The sequence below is a fragment of the Mucilaginibacter sp. SJ genome, from assembly GCF_028993635.1.
Lineage (GTDB): Bacteria > Bacteroidota > Bacteroidia > Sphingobacteriales > Sphingobacteriaceae > Mucilaginibacter.
Map to the genome: position 1 here is coordinate 4,517,245 of NZ_CP118631.1, position 13,958 is coordinate 4,531,202.

Sequence of the window (13,958 nt, forward strand, 5' to 3'; positions counted from 1 at the left end):
ATGATCAGACCTAATCTCTGATCTCCAACCTCTAATCTCTTAAATCAACCTCTAATCTCTAAAACTAAAAATCATCATCAAGCGAAAAGCTTTTGCTTTCGGCCGATGCGTTCAGTACGCCACTTTTTTGATAATCGCCTACACGCTTTTCAAAAAAGTTGGTTTTGCCCTGTAACGAGATCATTTCCATGAAATCGAACGGATTGGTTGCGTTATAGAATTTATCGTAACCCAGTTCGCTCAGCCACCTGTCGGCCACAAACTCAATGTACTGGCTCATCAGTTTGGCATTCATCCCTATCAGATTAACAGGTAATGCCTCGGTTATGAATTCTTTTTCTATCTCTACCGCGTCGGTAATGATTTTGGTAACCTGTTCCTGCGGTAGTTTGTTTTCAAGCATGCCATATAATAAGCAGGCAAATTCACAGTGCGAGCCTTCATCGCGCGAGATCAGCTCATTGCTGAAAGTTAACCCCGGCATCAGGCCGCGTTTTTTAAGCCAGAATATGGAGCAAAAGCTGCCTGAAAAGAAGATCCCTTCAACCGCCGCGAATGCAACCAAACGCTCGGCAAAGTTGCCATTGTTGATCCATTTCAATGCCCACTCAGCTTTCTTACCAACACATGGTACGGTTTCAATAGCATGGAAAAGGCGATCTTTCTCGGCGGGATCTTTTACGTAGGTGTCTATCAGCAGGGCATAGGTTTCAGAGTGGATGTTTTCCATCATGATCTGGAAACCATAAAAGCAGCGTGCCTCGGGCAATTGTACTTCGCTCATGAAGTTTACCGCCAGGTTCTCGTTCACGATACCATCGCTTGCGGCAAAAAAAGCGAGTACATGCGAGATAAAATGTTTCTCGCCCGAATTAAGACTTTCCCAATGTTTGATATCGTCTGATAGGTCGATTTCCTCGGCAGTCCAGAAGCTGGCTTCCGCTTTTTTATACATCTCCCAAATTGCGGGATACTTGATGGGAAGGATAACAAACCGGTCCTTGTTTTCCCGTAGTAATAATTCGTTTTCCAAACTCATTGGTGTCTACTTTATTAGTTTCTTTCTTCAATCAGGTATTCAGACACGAAAGCAAGCCCTACTTTTCAATAAAGCTTTAAATTTTGATGCCTTCGGATTTATTCCTTAGCAACTGTATTGTGTAACTTTCTGACAGCCAGTTATTTAATTAGAAGTTGACGAGTGCGTCCGGCTGCCGGCTGAATGCCTTTTTATTACCTTGCTGAGCAAAGTTAATGTTTGAGTTGTGTAGTTGTGAATGATAGTTTTTCACAAACCCCCGAGTTATCCACACTTTATCGGCACTTGTTATATTGATGAAAAATTAATGGACTTGAAAACAGCTGATTAAAAATTTGATTGAAATTTACAGGCCTTTATACTTGCGGATTACGATAATTTAACATTATAAATTACTTGACTTAACACCGACAATTATTGCCAATAATGAAATGCTTTTGCTTGCAGCAGGTATCAATATTTAAATGCGAAATTAAAAGGTCTCTGCAGGTCGGTATGTGGAAAACAATTACGCCCGTTAATCATGAACCAACGGGCGTATTCCTGAAAGTTTTACGAATTATTTTGCTTCCTCAACCGGAACAAATTTCATCGATACTGAATTTACACAATGGCGGGTGTTTTTAGCGGTCATGTACTCGCCCTCAAACACGTGGCCCAGGTGAGCGCCGCAATTTGCACACAGGATCTCTACCCTGCGGCCATCAGCGTCTACTTCGCGGCGAACAGCTCCTTCAATCTCATCGTCAAAACTCGGCCAGCCGCAAAACGACTCAAACTTATCTTCCGATCGATACAGCGGCGCATCACAGCGTTTGCAAACGTATAAACCTTGCGCCTTATTGTTCAGTAACGAGCCGGTGAACGGCCTTTCGGTACCTTTGTATAATATTACCCTTTCTTCTTCGGGCGTTAATTGATTGTACTCCATATTTTTTTGTTGGGATTACACAGATTTTTGATGATCTCAGCGATTGGGAAACTCCATCCGGTGTTTTGACCTATCATAAAGATACGACAATTTAGACCGATATAGTGTTTTGCAGGCTGATGTTTACACTGGTTTGACGGGATTTTAGATGTGCAGATGTGCAGATTTCGGATGTGCAGATTGCTGAAAACATGTAGCTACAAGGGGCAACTGAAAGCCTGCGGCAGAGGTTTAATATCCCGCATCCAGTTTTTTTAACAGATCGAGCCCTTTATCCCATTCGCCATAACCTGCTGATACATTGATATGGCCTGCATCACCCATACTAACTATCTCACTTCCCCAACTTTTTGCAAATAACAGGGCTCGTTCCGGGCTTACGTAGAAATCATTGTTACTAACCACCGTTATTGATTTGAATAGCAGTTTGCCTGATGGCATCGGCGTAAAGCCACTTGTGCCGGTTGGATAGCTATCCGCTTCGGTATCGCTCGGTGCAACCAGTAATGCACCCTTTATTGCAATGTTATATTGTTTTGCCCACGAGGCTATGGCAGCACAAGCCAGGCTATGACCAACTAAGATTACGTTTTCCGGATCATAGCGGTTTACATAATCATTTATAGTTTTTATCCAATCGCTGCAAACCGGGGTTTCCCAATCCTGTTGTTCAATACGGGTAAAATTGAACTGCTTTTCCCAAATACTTTGCCAGTGTTGTGAACCTGAATTGCCCAATCCCGGGTGTATAAGAATATCAGCGTTGAAAACCATAGTTTCGGTAAGATGTTAAATAACCTAATAAATGAAAGCTCAATATAGGGATTTTAACCCTCGGTCATGAGTTTGAACTACCTTCAGCCACCTGTTTAATCACTTTATTCCTCTTTACCAACAATTGTGTCATGTAGCTTGAGAGGAACAGAAAGTTTACCGCTTCTCCCAATATTCCACCCGGCGATTCGAACGTGAAAATATCCCGCATCATGGTTTGGTTAAGGATAGGATAAAAATAATGCTCATGCGTAAAGTTTTTGAAAGCACCCTCAACCTGGATATCGGTAAAGTAATTTGGATATTCCATTTCGGTGATCTTTGAGGTAAGGTTTTGCCATATGCCGAAATGCTTTGCCCGCCAGGTAACAGTTTCGCCGAGTTCAATCAAGCCGGTTGTACGCCCGGCAATAGCTCGTTCGCCAGTATGTTTTGTTGACTCTACATGTACATCAATGTTACGGGCAATGTCAAACACTTTTTCAACAGGCGCATTAATATGGGTAGCAAGCAGAATTTGTGATGGCATTTTTTGTTGGGATTACATTGATTGATTTATGATTACAACGATTTTTTGATTACAAAGGGTAAGCTGATTTTCTTATTTTGATTTGGTAAAAGGCTATAACCAAATCAAAATAATCAATCTAATCTTGAAATCGGTGTAATCATTCTAAAAATCGGTGTAATCCCAATAAAAAATTAAAACTCCGCGTTCTTAGGGAACCTTGGGAAAGGGATCACATCGCGGATGTTGCCCATGCCGGTAACAAACAGCACCAAACGCTCAAAGCCTAAACCAAAGCCGGCATGCGGACAAGAGCCGAAACGGCGGGTATCCAAATACCACCAAAGTTCCTCTGTAGGGATGCCCATTTCGTTCATGCGTTGTTCTAACTTATCTAAACGCTCCTCGCGCTGTGAGCCGCCAACGATTTCGCCAATACCGGGGAACAGGATGTCCATGGCGCGTACGGTTTTGCCGTCGTCGTTCTGTCGCATGTAAAACGCTTTGATCTCTTTCGGGTAATCGGTCAGGATCACCGGTTTTTTGAAATGCTTTTCAACCAGGTAACGCTCATGTTCACTTTGCAGGTCGGTTCCCCAGCCTTCAACAGGGTAAACAAACTTTTTCTTTTTGTTTGGTGTCGATTCTTTCAGAATGTCAATCGCCTCGGTATAGGTTAGGCGCTCGAAATCGTTATTTAAGCAAAACTGCAGTTTTTCCAGCAGCGTCATTTCTGAGCGTTCATTTTGCGGTTTGGTTTTTTCCTCTTCAGTTAGCCGCTGGGTTAAAAATTCAATATCATCGGCATTTTTATCCAAAGTGTACTTGATCACGTATTTCAGCATGTCCTCGGCAAGGTCCATGTTATCAACCAGATCGTTAAACGCTACTTCCGGCTCAATCATCCAAAACTCGGCCAGGTGACGTGTAGTGTTTGAATTTTCGGCACGGAAAGTTGGGCCGAATGTATAAATATCACTCAGGGCCATAGCACCAAGCTCACCTTCCAGCTGGCCGGATACAGTTAAGTTAGTAGCGCGACCAAAAAAGTCCTGTTTAAAGTCAATCTCGCCTGTTTCGGTTTTCGGAATGTTATCCAAATCGAAGTTGGTAACGTGGAATGTTTCGCCAGCACCTTCGGCATCTGAAGCGGTAATTACGGGTGTATGCAGGTAAACGAAGCCCCTCTCCTGGAAAAACAGGTGTACAGCAAATGCCAGACTGTTACGTACCCTGAAAATAGCGCCGAATGTACTGGTACGGAAACGCAGGTGAGCATTCTCCCGCAAAAATTCAAGGCTATGCTTTTTAGGCTGGATAGGATATTTTTCGGGATCGCTGTCGCCTAAAATTTCAATCTCGGTCGCTACAACTTCAACTGTTTGGCCTTTACCTAAAGATGCGATCAGTTTACCTTGAACACTAAGTGCCGCGCCAACGGTGATGCGCTTAAGCAAAGCTGGGTCGGTATTTTCAAAGTCGACAACTACCTGGATATTATTATTAGTTGAGCCATCATTCAAAGCAATAAAACGATTTGAACGGAATGCACGCACCCATCCTTTAACTGTTACATCAATTTCGGTTTGCTGGCTTTGCAGCAATGCTTTGATCTTGGTTCGCTGACTCATAAATTGTAATTCTGTATAAACTTGTATAAAAGTGTATAATTTTTAGAGTCGCAAAAATACAATTAATTATGAAAGCGTACTTTGAAACATGAGCTAAAAAACATCAGCCGGTTAATAGGGAAAGATAGGAGAAAGGGTGGAAGTGGAAAATGGAAGCCGTGATTAAAAGGGCCGGGAACCTAAAGTGTTCCCGGCCATCTCTTTTTTCAAACCTACTTGCCTGATACCATAATAATGGTGTCTTGGCGGTTTACGCTCGGTGCCGACTGGCCGTTAATCATAATAATTGTGTCTTTGGTTTTATTCAATGACTGGTTAAGGATACTTTTTTTAGTACTCACACCATCTTGTTTTGGTGCTACGCCAGTTTTTTGGCAACCCACAAGTAATATGAATGATACTGAGGCGATTAGTAAAAGAACTTTTTTCATAAAACAAATTTACAACTAATACGAATGATAATTAGCCTTAGTTACAATTAATGTAAAAGTTAATATTTGAGTTTAGCTTTAAACTTGCCCTCGCTAAAAGTAACCTTGTCCGGGTGGCTTTCGATTTGGCTATCAATTACTTTCAGAAACCTGAGCTCAAAATATCCCTGCAGTATTTTATCGGCCTGGTTGTATGAAATTATAGTTACCGAACTAAGATGGCTTGGGTCGGGTTTGTATCCGGCTAACAGCGAGCCGTTTTTTGTAATGCGGTAATAGTTTTCGTTTGCTTTGAGGGTATAATACCCAACGCCATCAAACACGATTTTAAAACCCACCTGCTCTTCTTCGCCTTCAATGGTACTTTTTGCTGATACGGTAATGGTATCACCCATTATATTTGAACCGGAAGGGTTAGCCTCCCATTTGATGCTGTTTTTTTGCGCAAGCATAAAATCAGGTATCACCGGAAAATTACAGCAGTCTTTTTTTTTGCAGGCTGAAAAAAGCAGGGCCACGGCTATTGCTAACATAAACCGGTGATATTTCATTGCTTTACTGATGACAGGTTAATAAATTGTACAGGAAATATAAAGATATTTAAAAGTAAGGCATATTATACAGGCTTTCAGTAAGTTTGCCGCTCATATAATTCTACCGTGCTATGAATCCCAAAGTGAGCCTTGTTATTGGCATTTTGTGTATTTCCTTTTCGCCGATATTTGTAAAGCTTGCCGGGGTATCGCCAATAGGATCGGCATTTTACAGGGTGTTTATAGCCTGGGTTTGCCTTGCCCCATTTTGTGTATTTAGGCAAAAACTTAAGATAGATAAAAAGCAATTGCTTATTTCTATAGCCGCGGGTATGGTTTTCGCGCTTGATATTGCAGTATGGAATATTTCGCTCTTAAAGATCAGCGCCACCGTATCAACCCTTATTGCCAACCTTGCCCCGGTTTGGGTGGGCCTGATGAGCTTCCTGTTTTTAAGAAAGCGATCGGGTCTGTTATTCTGGATAGGCACGCTCATTGCCATCGCCGGTATGGTTGTTTTGGTAGGTTATGAACACATTTTGCACATGGAACTTAATGCCGGCATACTGCTGGCTATACTCGCCAGTTTTTTTTATGCTACCTATATCATGATCACCAAAAATATTATGGCCGGTATTGATGTGTTTAGTTTTATGTTTTACAGTATGCTGAGCGCCAGTATTTTTTTGCTGGTGATCAATGGATCTACGCATAACGATATTGTTCATCTTTCATTAAAAGTATGGCTTTGCTTTATAGGTATGGGGCTTGTTTGCCAGTTGGCAGGCTGGCTTACCATCAATTACTCGTTACGTTATCTGGAACCAACCAGGGTTTCCATTGCTTTATTAAGCCAAACGGTTTTTGCCGGGCTGCTTGCCGCGTTTTTACTTCATGAGCGTTTGGGTTTTAACGAGATTGTTGGCAGCATAATTGTATTGGCCGGGATAGCGGTAACATTTTTGAAACCCCGAAATCAAAAAGCTGATGCCTTGGTTTAAAAGAGTTTAAGCGTAATCCAAATGAACCTATACCATACCATGATTTTAATATCATGGGTCCGCTTTGGTTGCGACGATCGAAGTACGATTGTATAGTTTTATCAGCTTTCCAATAATTTAGCCATACTTAATGTTAACCCCTGCTTTTGTTAAGTGGTTGATTTTGAGCTTTGTATCTTGTTGTTATTGAATTTCTGTTAACCCTGTTAACCCTTCATCGCGGTAATGAAAGGGGCATATATTTCAGGATTTTACTTAAAGTATTAAACAGTAAACTTGCCTCTCGAGGAGATTGAATTTTAAACCGCTCGTTATCAAACAAAACCGTATTTTAACGTTTTCGAATTACGGGCAACGATCTATCTTCCCTACATTTGCATTTTACTGATGATCCAAAAATCCACTATCGACCGTATTATGGAAGCCACCGACATTGTGGAGGTGATAGGGGAATTTGTGCAGTTAAAAAAACGCGGGGCTAACTATGTAGGCCTTTCGCCTTTCGCGAATGAGCGTACCCCTTCGTTCACGGTATCCCCGGCAAAAGGTATTTTTAAAGATTTCTCAACAGGAAAGGGCGGTTCGGCTGTTACGTTTTTAATGGAGCTGGAAAAGTTCAGCTATCCCGAAGCATTAAAATGGCTTGCAAAAAAATACGGCATTGAGGTTGAAGAAACCGTTGAAGCTCCCGAAAACAGGGAAGAGGAACTGCGCCGGGAAAGCCTCATGATCGTATCGGCATTTGCCGCTAAGTTTTTTCATGAAACCATGCTTGATACGGAAGAAGGTCAAAGCATAGGCCTCAGCTATTTTAAGGAGCGCGGCTTTACGGCTGAAACCATAAAAAAGTTTGAGCTGGGCTATTCGCCCGATCAATGGGAAGCTTTTACCGGCGCCGCCATCAGAAATGGTTATAAAGAGCAGTTTCTGGTTGAAAGCGGTTTGTCGGTAAAACGGGACAACGGCGCTTTGTATGACAGGTACCGCGGCCGGGTGATGTTCCCAATCCACAGTTTTACCGGGAGGGTAATTGGTTTTGGCGGCCGTACATTAAAAAAAGATAAGAACGTAGCCAAGTATGTTAACTCGCCCGAGTCTGAGATCTACCATAAATCAAATGTACTTTACGGGCTTTACTTTGCTAAAAAGGCTATTCGTGAGCAGGATAACTGTTACCTGGTAGAAGGTTATGCCGATGTACTTTCGGTACACCAGGCAGGGGTTGAAAACGTGGTGGCTTCATCAGGTACATCGCTTACTACCGAGCAGATTAAGCTCATTGCCCGTTTTACCAAAAACATCACCATATTATATGATGGCGACGCGGCCGGGATCAAAGCCTCATTGCGTGGTTTGGATATGATCCTGGAGGAAGGTCTTAATGTAAAAGTAGTGCTGTTTCCGGATGGGCATGATCCTGATTCATTTGTACAATCGAAAGGGTCAAGCGCTTTTAAAAAGCACATCGAGGAAAATAAGAAGGACTTTATCCTGTATAAAACCCAAATCCTGCTCAAAGAAGTTGGAAACGACCCGATAAGAAAAGCCGACGTAATCCGCGAGGTGGTTGAAAGTATCGCAAAAATTCCTGATAGCATTAAGGCATCGGTATTTATAAAAGAGTGTAGCGGTTTATTACAGATAGACGAGCGTGCCCTTTTATCCGAGCTTAATAAAATGCGCACGGCTAAAGCTAAAAAGGACGAGCAGCAGCGACAGCAGCAAAATAACAGGTTTGCGGAAATGCCCGATGAACCTCATTTTTTTGATGAGCCTGTTGAGCCCGAAAAGCTTGCTGCTAAAGAGGAAACCTCGCAGGAAAAAGAAATAGTACGCCTGCTGTTGCTTTACGGCAATAAGATCATTGACTGGGACGGAAATTCAAATACATATATAGGCCCGTTCATTATTGCCGAATTAAGCGACGTAACGTTTGATAATCCCATTTGTAAATCGATAGTTGACATTTACAGAAGCGATGTGGAAAATGGTAATCTTCCGGATGATGCTGCATTTATTCATCATGCCGATAAGGCTATCGTTAACCTTACCGTAGATATATTGGCGACTAAGTACAGTTTGAGCGAAAACTGGTACGAGATGCATAAAATTAAGGTTAACGAGGAGCAAGAAAATATGAGAGCGACCATATTGGGGGGCATATTCCACCTGAAGCTTCATAAAGTTAAAAAGATATTAGATGAAGTTGTATCTGAGCTAAAAACTGCGCAAAGTGCCGAAGATCAGGATAACCTGCAAATAAAATATCTCCGCATGAAAAAGGTGGAGAAATCAATCTCGGATTTTTTAGGCACTGTAATCACCCGGTAATGGCCCAACACCTCGAACTTGGTCGTACCGGCGAAACATTAGCCAAAGCCCATCTCGAAAATGCAGGCTACGAGATCATTGATGAAAACTGGACTTATGGAAAAGCCGAGATCGATCTTATTGCTTATAAAGACAAGGTTATTATATTTACCGAAGTAAAAACCCGTACGGGCAACAGCTTTGGCGAACCGGAAGATTTTGTTGACAATCGTAAGCAGAAATTATTGGTTGAAGCTGCTGATGAATACATTTACCACATGAACCACCAGGGCGAAGTGCGGTTTGATATCATCGCCATATTGTTTGACCGCAGTGGAAATTATATACTAAACCATATAGAAGATGCGTTTTGGCCTTCGGCCACATAACACTTATGAATAACAAAGTAAAACTATTTTTTGCCGCCTTTGCCTTAACGGCTTTGGGGTACTACGGCTGTAAACACAAACCTGATAGCTCGGCTACAGACTATACCATAACGCCAGATGCCGGCGCAAACTACAAAGCCGGCGACAAGATCGACATCAAAGTGGGCTATCCCTCGGGCAGTAAAGTCGATTCGGTAGTTTACCTGCTCGATTCGGCAAAGATCGCTTCCAGCAAAGATACTGCAGGCATCAGCCTTAAAACTGATACCATTGGCTTAGGCATCAGGATGATCACGGCTAAAGTTTACGAAGGCGGTAAAAGTAATGAGGTATCAACCAATATCCTGTTATTAGCAGCAAAAGCCCCTGCCAGGTACACTTATAAAGTTGAAAAAGTTTTCCCTCATGATACCGCTGCCTATACTGAAGGTTTGCAGTATGTTGACGGCGTTTTATACGAAAGCACCGGCGACTATAAACATTCATCCATCCGCAAGGTTGATTTGAATACCGGGAAAATTTTGAATCAAACTAAACTTGATGAGAAATATTTTGGCGAAGGCCTCTCGGTTATTGGTGATAAGGTAGTACAGCTTACCTGGAAGGAAAAGGTAGGGTTTGTGTACGATAAAAATACATTGAAGTTGCTTAACAACTTCACCAACAACGTTGGCCCCGAAGGTTGGGGGATGTGCTATGACGGGACAAAATTATACATGGATGACAGCACCAACCGGATCTGGTTCCTTGACAAGAATGATTATCACCAGATAGGCCACATTGATGTATGTGACGATAAACAACAGATAGATTCGATCAACGAATTGGAATACATCAACGGTAAGATCTATGCTAATGTATATCAAACTGATAGTATATTGGTGATCAATCCTAAAACCGGAGCTGTTGAGCAGGTGATTGATATGAAAGAGATTTATCCGGTAGCAAGCCGTCCGCAGGACAGGGATTGGAATAACAACGTACTAAACGGAATTGCCTGGGATGCCAAAGGTCAGCGCCTGTTTGTAACCGGCAAAAAATGGCCGCATCTGTACCAGGTTAAGTTTGTGCCGGTTCCGTAGCCGCGCCCCCTGCCCCCCCTGAAAGCGGAACCATAGTTTGAAGAATATTTTTATAATGCGAAATGCCCGGAAAATCCGGGCATTCCGCATTATAGTAGTATACTGCCGCGAGTTTAGCGGTAGCGTAACTCGTGGCTGATGGGATGTAAGCTGAAAGCTGAAGTCATGCTCAACCACGGGCTAAAAGCCCGCGGCAGCCAAAATCTTCGTCAGAAAGTTTATACATATACAGAGTAATAAAGTTGCATCTTTAACGAATAATTACTCTTTGATTTCGCAACTAAATAATATCTTTAGTCAATTAATTTATTCCTAACCTAATCATTTAAACATGTTTCAGAATGTATTTTCCTTTGAAGGCCGGATCCGCAGGACAGAATACGGGATTAGTGCTATTATCTATTTTATTTGTTATTTAATAATTATTGGCATTACAGAGGCCAGTGAGGGAACGGGAAAGATGATATTTATAGCATTTATTCCACTCCTTTGGTTTTTTTGGTCGCAAGGTGCAAAACGTTGTCACGATTTAGGCAACACCGGCTGGTACCAGATTATTCCTTTTTATTTTTTATGGCTTTTATTTAAAGAGGGGGACTTGGGTGAAAATGAATATGGCGATAACCCTAAAGGTTTAGGGCCTTCATTTGATCCGGCCGATTATCAAAGTCCCTTTCCGCCGCCACAAAGTCAATCAACAGAAAGTTATTCGGAAACAAAAGAATAAATTATTTAATAAAAAACTACGTGAGTTTAGCGTTGACGTAACTCGTGGGGAACATAGGACTTCCATCAGCTGAAAGCTGAAACGATATTAAACCACAGGCTGAAAGCCTGCGGCAGCGTACAAACAACAAACGCCCGGAAAATCCGGGCGCTTTGTCGTTTAAATATAAAACTCCCCCTTTAGGAGGCCGGGGGGCATTACCTCCAGGCTTTATATTGATTGATCAGGCCATTGGTTGATGAATCATGGCTGCTGATCTCTGCATTATCTTTCAGCTCAGGAAGGATTTTGCCGGCAAGTTGTTTACCAAGCTCAACACCCCACTGGTCAAAGCTGTATATATTCCAGATAATACCTTGTGTGAAGATCTTGTGCTCATACGCAGCTATCAGCGCACCTAAGGTGTATGGGGTGATCTTTTTAATCAGGAATGAGTTTGTTGGGCGATTGCCTTCAAACACTTTAAACGGAGCGATTTTAGCAATCTCTTCTTCAGATTTTCCTGCGGCTTTAAGTTCTTCAATAACCACCTCTTCAGTTTTACCGTTCATTAAAGCTTCGGTTTGGGCAAAGAAGTTTGAAAGCAGCATGTTGTGGTGCTCGCCAAGCGGATTGTGTGATTGTGCCGGAGCAATGAAATCGGCAGGGATCAGTTTAGTGCCCTGGTGAATCAATTGATAAAAAGCGTGTTGGCCATTTGTTCCTGGCTCGCCCCAAATGATAGGACCGGTAGAGTAGTCAACATCTTTACCATTGCGGTCAACATGTTTACCGTTACTTTCCATATCCCCCTGCTGGAAATAGGCAGAGAAACGGTGCAGGTATTGGTCGTAAGGTAAAATAACATTGGTTTCGGCCTCAAAGAAGTTGTTATACCAGATACCAATCAAGCCCATAATAACCGGGATGTTTTGGTCAAACTCGGCAGATTTGAAATGGTTGTCAGTCGCGTGAGCACCCGCAAGCAAATCGGCAAAGTTTTCAAAGCCAATGCTCAGGGCAATTGACAACCCGATAGCGCTCCATAAAGAGTAACGACCACCTACCCAATCCCAAAACTCAAACATATTTTTGGTATCGATACCAAATTTTTCAACGGCTGCTGCATTGGTTGAAAGGGCAGCGAAGTGTTTAGCTACATCGGCCTCGGTAGCACCACTGGCCAGGAACCAGTCGCGCGCGCTGTGGGCGTTGCCCATTGTTTCCTGAGTAGTGAAAGTTTTTGAAGCTACCAGGAACAGCGTAGTTTCTGGATCAACTGCTTTCAGGGTTTCAACTATATGTGTGCCATCCACGTTACTTACAAAGTGGAGGTTCAAATGGTTTTTATATGCTTTTAATGCTTCGGTAACCATTACCGGACCCAAATCAGAGCCACCTATGCCGATATTCACTACGTCAGTAATAGCTTTGCCGGTATAACCTTTCCACTCGCCGGAGATAATGGCTTCGCTGAAGGATTTCATCTGGTCAAGCACTTTATTTACATCAGGCATAACATCTTTACCATCAACGTAAATAGGGGTATTGCTGCGGTTACGCAATGCGATGTGTAACACCGGCCGACCTTCCGTAACATTGATTTTCTCGCCCGAATACATGGCGTCTATCGCCTCTTTTAGTGAACACTCCTTGGCCAGCTGTATCAATAAAGCAATGGTTTCATCATCGATACGGTTCTTCGAATAATCGAGCAGGATATCCTCAAACTGGATCGAGAATTTATTAAAGCGCTGGTCATCAGCATCAAACATTTCCTTCAGGCTTTTTGATACAATATCGATGTAATGATCTGTAAGATATTTGTAAGCCTGGGTTGTTGTAAAATCAGTAGTTGGCAGCATAATTGTGTTGTTTTTCAACAAAAGTAAAAAGTTAATTGAAAGGTAACTGTTAAATAAAATAATAGTCTGGCATAGTGTTAATTAAACACGGCCGGCATAGTGTTTACTTTACACCAAAAAATTATGAGAATTACAAAGAAATTACAAATATATTTTGAAGTTTAAAATTTTTATTTAATATATTTGTATCGATGGTAATCAAATAAGGAATTTATCATCAATTTGTAAATTTACTTTAAAAGCACGTATTACTATGTTTGAAAAACTGTTTTTGCTTGTAAAAGATAACGCCGGGATGGCTGTTATCAACAACCCGGTGATCCCTGCTAAATATCATGAGGCAGTGATCAATGAAGCTTCAAGTTCAATCATTGAAGTGTTAAAAGGCCAGCTTGAAAGCGGCAAGGTGAAGGAACTTATAAAGTACTTCCAGTTTTCGGGTAGTTACAACAATTCATTAGTATCGAGCATAACCAACCGCTTTGCCAATAAGCTTAACACTTTTTACAGTATTGATCCGGAGCATGCTTTAGCTGCTGCAAAGGCTTTGATTCCAACAGTAATGAATGAGCTGATCAAGGAAACAAAAAGCGGCGAAGCCAAAGAATTTGCTTTGGGTACCATGCTAACTAAACTGAACGGTAACCGTACCGATCTGAACCCGCTTGTGAACAACCTGATGGTTGCCTAACATACCATTACATCTGCCTAATGAACGGGCCTGCCGATTGTCAAACAATTTGCAGGCCTTTTTATTT

General features: G+C 42.1%; 13 protein-coding genes. 6 read left to right on the plus strand and 7 right to left on the minus strand.

Going from position 1 to position 13,958, the window contains the following annotated elements; translation table 11 throughout:
• Window positions 1-64: 64 nt before the first annotated feature.
• The 6 genes from MusilaSJ_RS18615 to MusilaSJ_RS18640 all read right to left on the minus strand — a co-directional run bounded on the left by MusilaSJ_RS18615 (window position 65) and on the right by MusilaSJ_RS18640 (window position 5,847).
• Window positions 65-1,039, minus strand: coding sequence for a ribonucleoside-diphosphate reductase small subunit (locus MusilaSJ_RS18615; protein ID WP_176625252.1), 975 nt, complete (start codon window positions 1,037-1,039; stop codon window positions 65-67).
• A 559-nt stretch (window positions 1,040-1,598) separates the two neighbouring features.
• Window positions 1,599-1,970, minus strand: a complete 372-nt coding sequence (locus tag MusilaSJ_RS18620) for a methionine-R-sulfoxide reductase (protein ID WP_274986365.1) — start codon at window positions 1,968-1,970, stop codon at window positions 1,599-1,601.
• Between the two features lie 231 nt (window positions 1,971-2,201).
• Window positions 2,202-2,744 carry an RBBP9/YdeN family alpha/beta hydrolase gene (locus MusilaSJ_RS18625; protein ID WP_274986366.1) on the minus strand — a complete coding sequence of 181 codons (543 nt, stop codon included), beginning with the start codon at window positions 2,742-2,744 and terminating at the stop codon, window positions 2,202-2,204.
• A 64-nt stretch (window positions 2,745-2,808) separates the two neighbouring features.
• On the minus strand, window positions 2,809-3,273 hold the full coding sequence (locus tag MusilaSJ_RS18630) for an SRPBCC family protein (RefSeq protein WP_274986367.1): 465 nt from the start codon (window positions 3,271-3,273) through the stop codon (window positions 2,809-2,811).
• Between the two features lie 173 nt (window positions 3,274-3,446).
• Complete coding sequence (asnS, locus tag MusilaSJ_RS18635) at window positions 3,447-4,883, minus strand: asparagine--tRNA ligase (protein WP_274986368.1); 1,437 nt, start codon at window positions 4,881-4,883, stop codon at window positions 3,447-3,449.
• Window positions 4,884-5,373: 490 nt separating this feature from the next.
• Entirely contained in the window at window positions 5,374-5,847 is a 474-nt protein-coding gene (locus tag MusilaSJ_RS18640; RefSeq protein ID WP_274986369.1) for a hypothetical protein, read from the minus strand.
• Window positions 5,848-5,978: 131 nt separating this feature from the next.
• On the opposite strand from MusilaSJ_RS18640, the gene MusilaSJ_RS18645 reads away from it, so the two are divergent.
• The 5 genes from MusilaSJ_RS18645 to MusilaSJ_RS18665 all read left to right on the plus strand — a co-directional run bounded on the left by MusilaSJ_RS18645 (window position 5,979) and on the right by MusilaSJ_RS18665 (window position 11,356).
• Complete coding sequence (locus MusilaSJ_RS18645; RefSeq protein ID WP_274986370.1) at window positions 5,979-6,848, plus strand: DMT family transporter; 870 nt, start codon at window positions 5,979-5,981, stop codon at window positions 6,846-6,848.
• A 387-nt stretch (window positions 6,849-7,235) separates the two neighbouring features.
• Complete coding sequence (gene dnaG, locus MusilaSJ_RS18650) at window positions 7,236-9,179, plus strand: DNA primase (RefSeq protein ID WP_274986371.1); 1,944 nt, start codon at window positions 7,236-7,238, stop codon at window positions 9,177-9,179.
• Complete coding sequence (locus MusilaSJ_RS18655; protein WP_274986372.1) at window positions 9,179-9,547, plus strand: YraN family protein; 369 nt, start codon at window positions 9,179-9,181, stop codon at window positions 9,545-9,547. The genes dnaG and MusilaSJ_RS18655 overlap by 1 nt, the downstream gene beginning before the upstream one ends.
• A gap of 5 nt (window positions 9,548-9,552) precedes the next feature.
• The gene (locus MusilaSJ_RS18660; protein ID WP_274986373.1) at window positions 9,553-10,629 is read left to right on the plus strand and encodes a glutaminyl-peptide cyclotransferase; all 1,077 of its coding nucleotides are present in this window, start codon (window positions 9,553-9,555) and stop codon (window positions 10,627-10,629) included.
• A 331-nt stretch (window positions 10,630-10,960) separates the two neighbouring features.
• On the plus strand, window positions 10,961-11,356 hold the full coding sequence (locus tag MusilaSJ_RS18665) for a DUF805 domain-containing protein (protein WP_274986374.1): 396 nt from the start codon (window positions 10,961-10,963) through the stop codon (window positions 11,354-11,356).
• 197 nt (window positions 11,357-11,553) lie between these two features.
• Here the strand turns inward: MusilaSJ_RS18665 and pgi are convergent, their stop codons facing one another.
• Window positions 11,554-13,200, minus strand: a complete 1,647-nt coding sequence (gene pgi, locus MusilaSJ_RS18670) for a glucose-6-phosphate isomerase (RefSeq protein WP_274990468.1) — start codon at window positions 13,198-13,200, stop codon at window positions 11,554-11,556.
• A gap of 253 nt (window positions 13,201-13,453) precedes the next feature.
• On the opposite strand from pgi, the gene MusilaSJ_RS18675 reads away from it, so the two are divergent.
• Window positions 13,454-13,891 (plus strand): hypothetical protein, encoded by a 438-nt coding sequence (locus tag MusilaSJ_RS18675; RefSeq protein WP_274986375.1) that lies wholly within the window; start codon window positions 13,454-13,456, stop codon window positions 13,889-13,891.
• Window positions 13,892-13,958 lie beyond the last annotated feature (67 nt).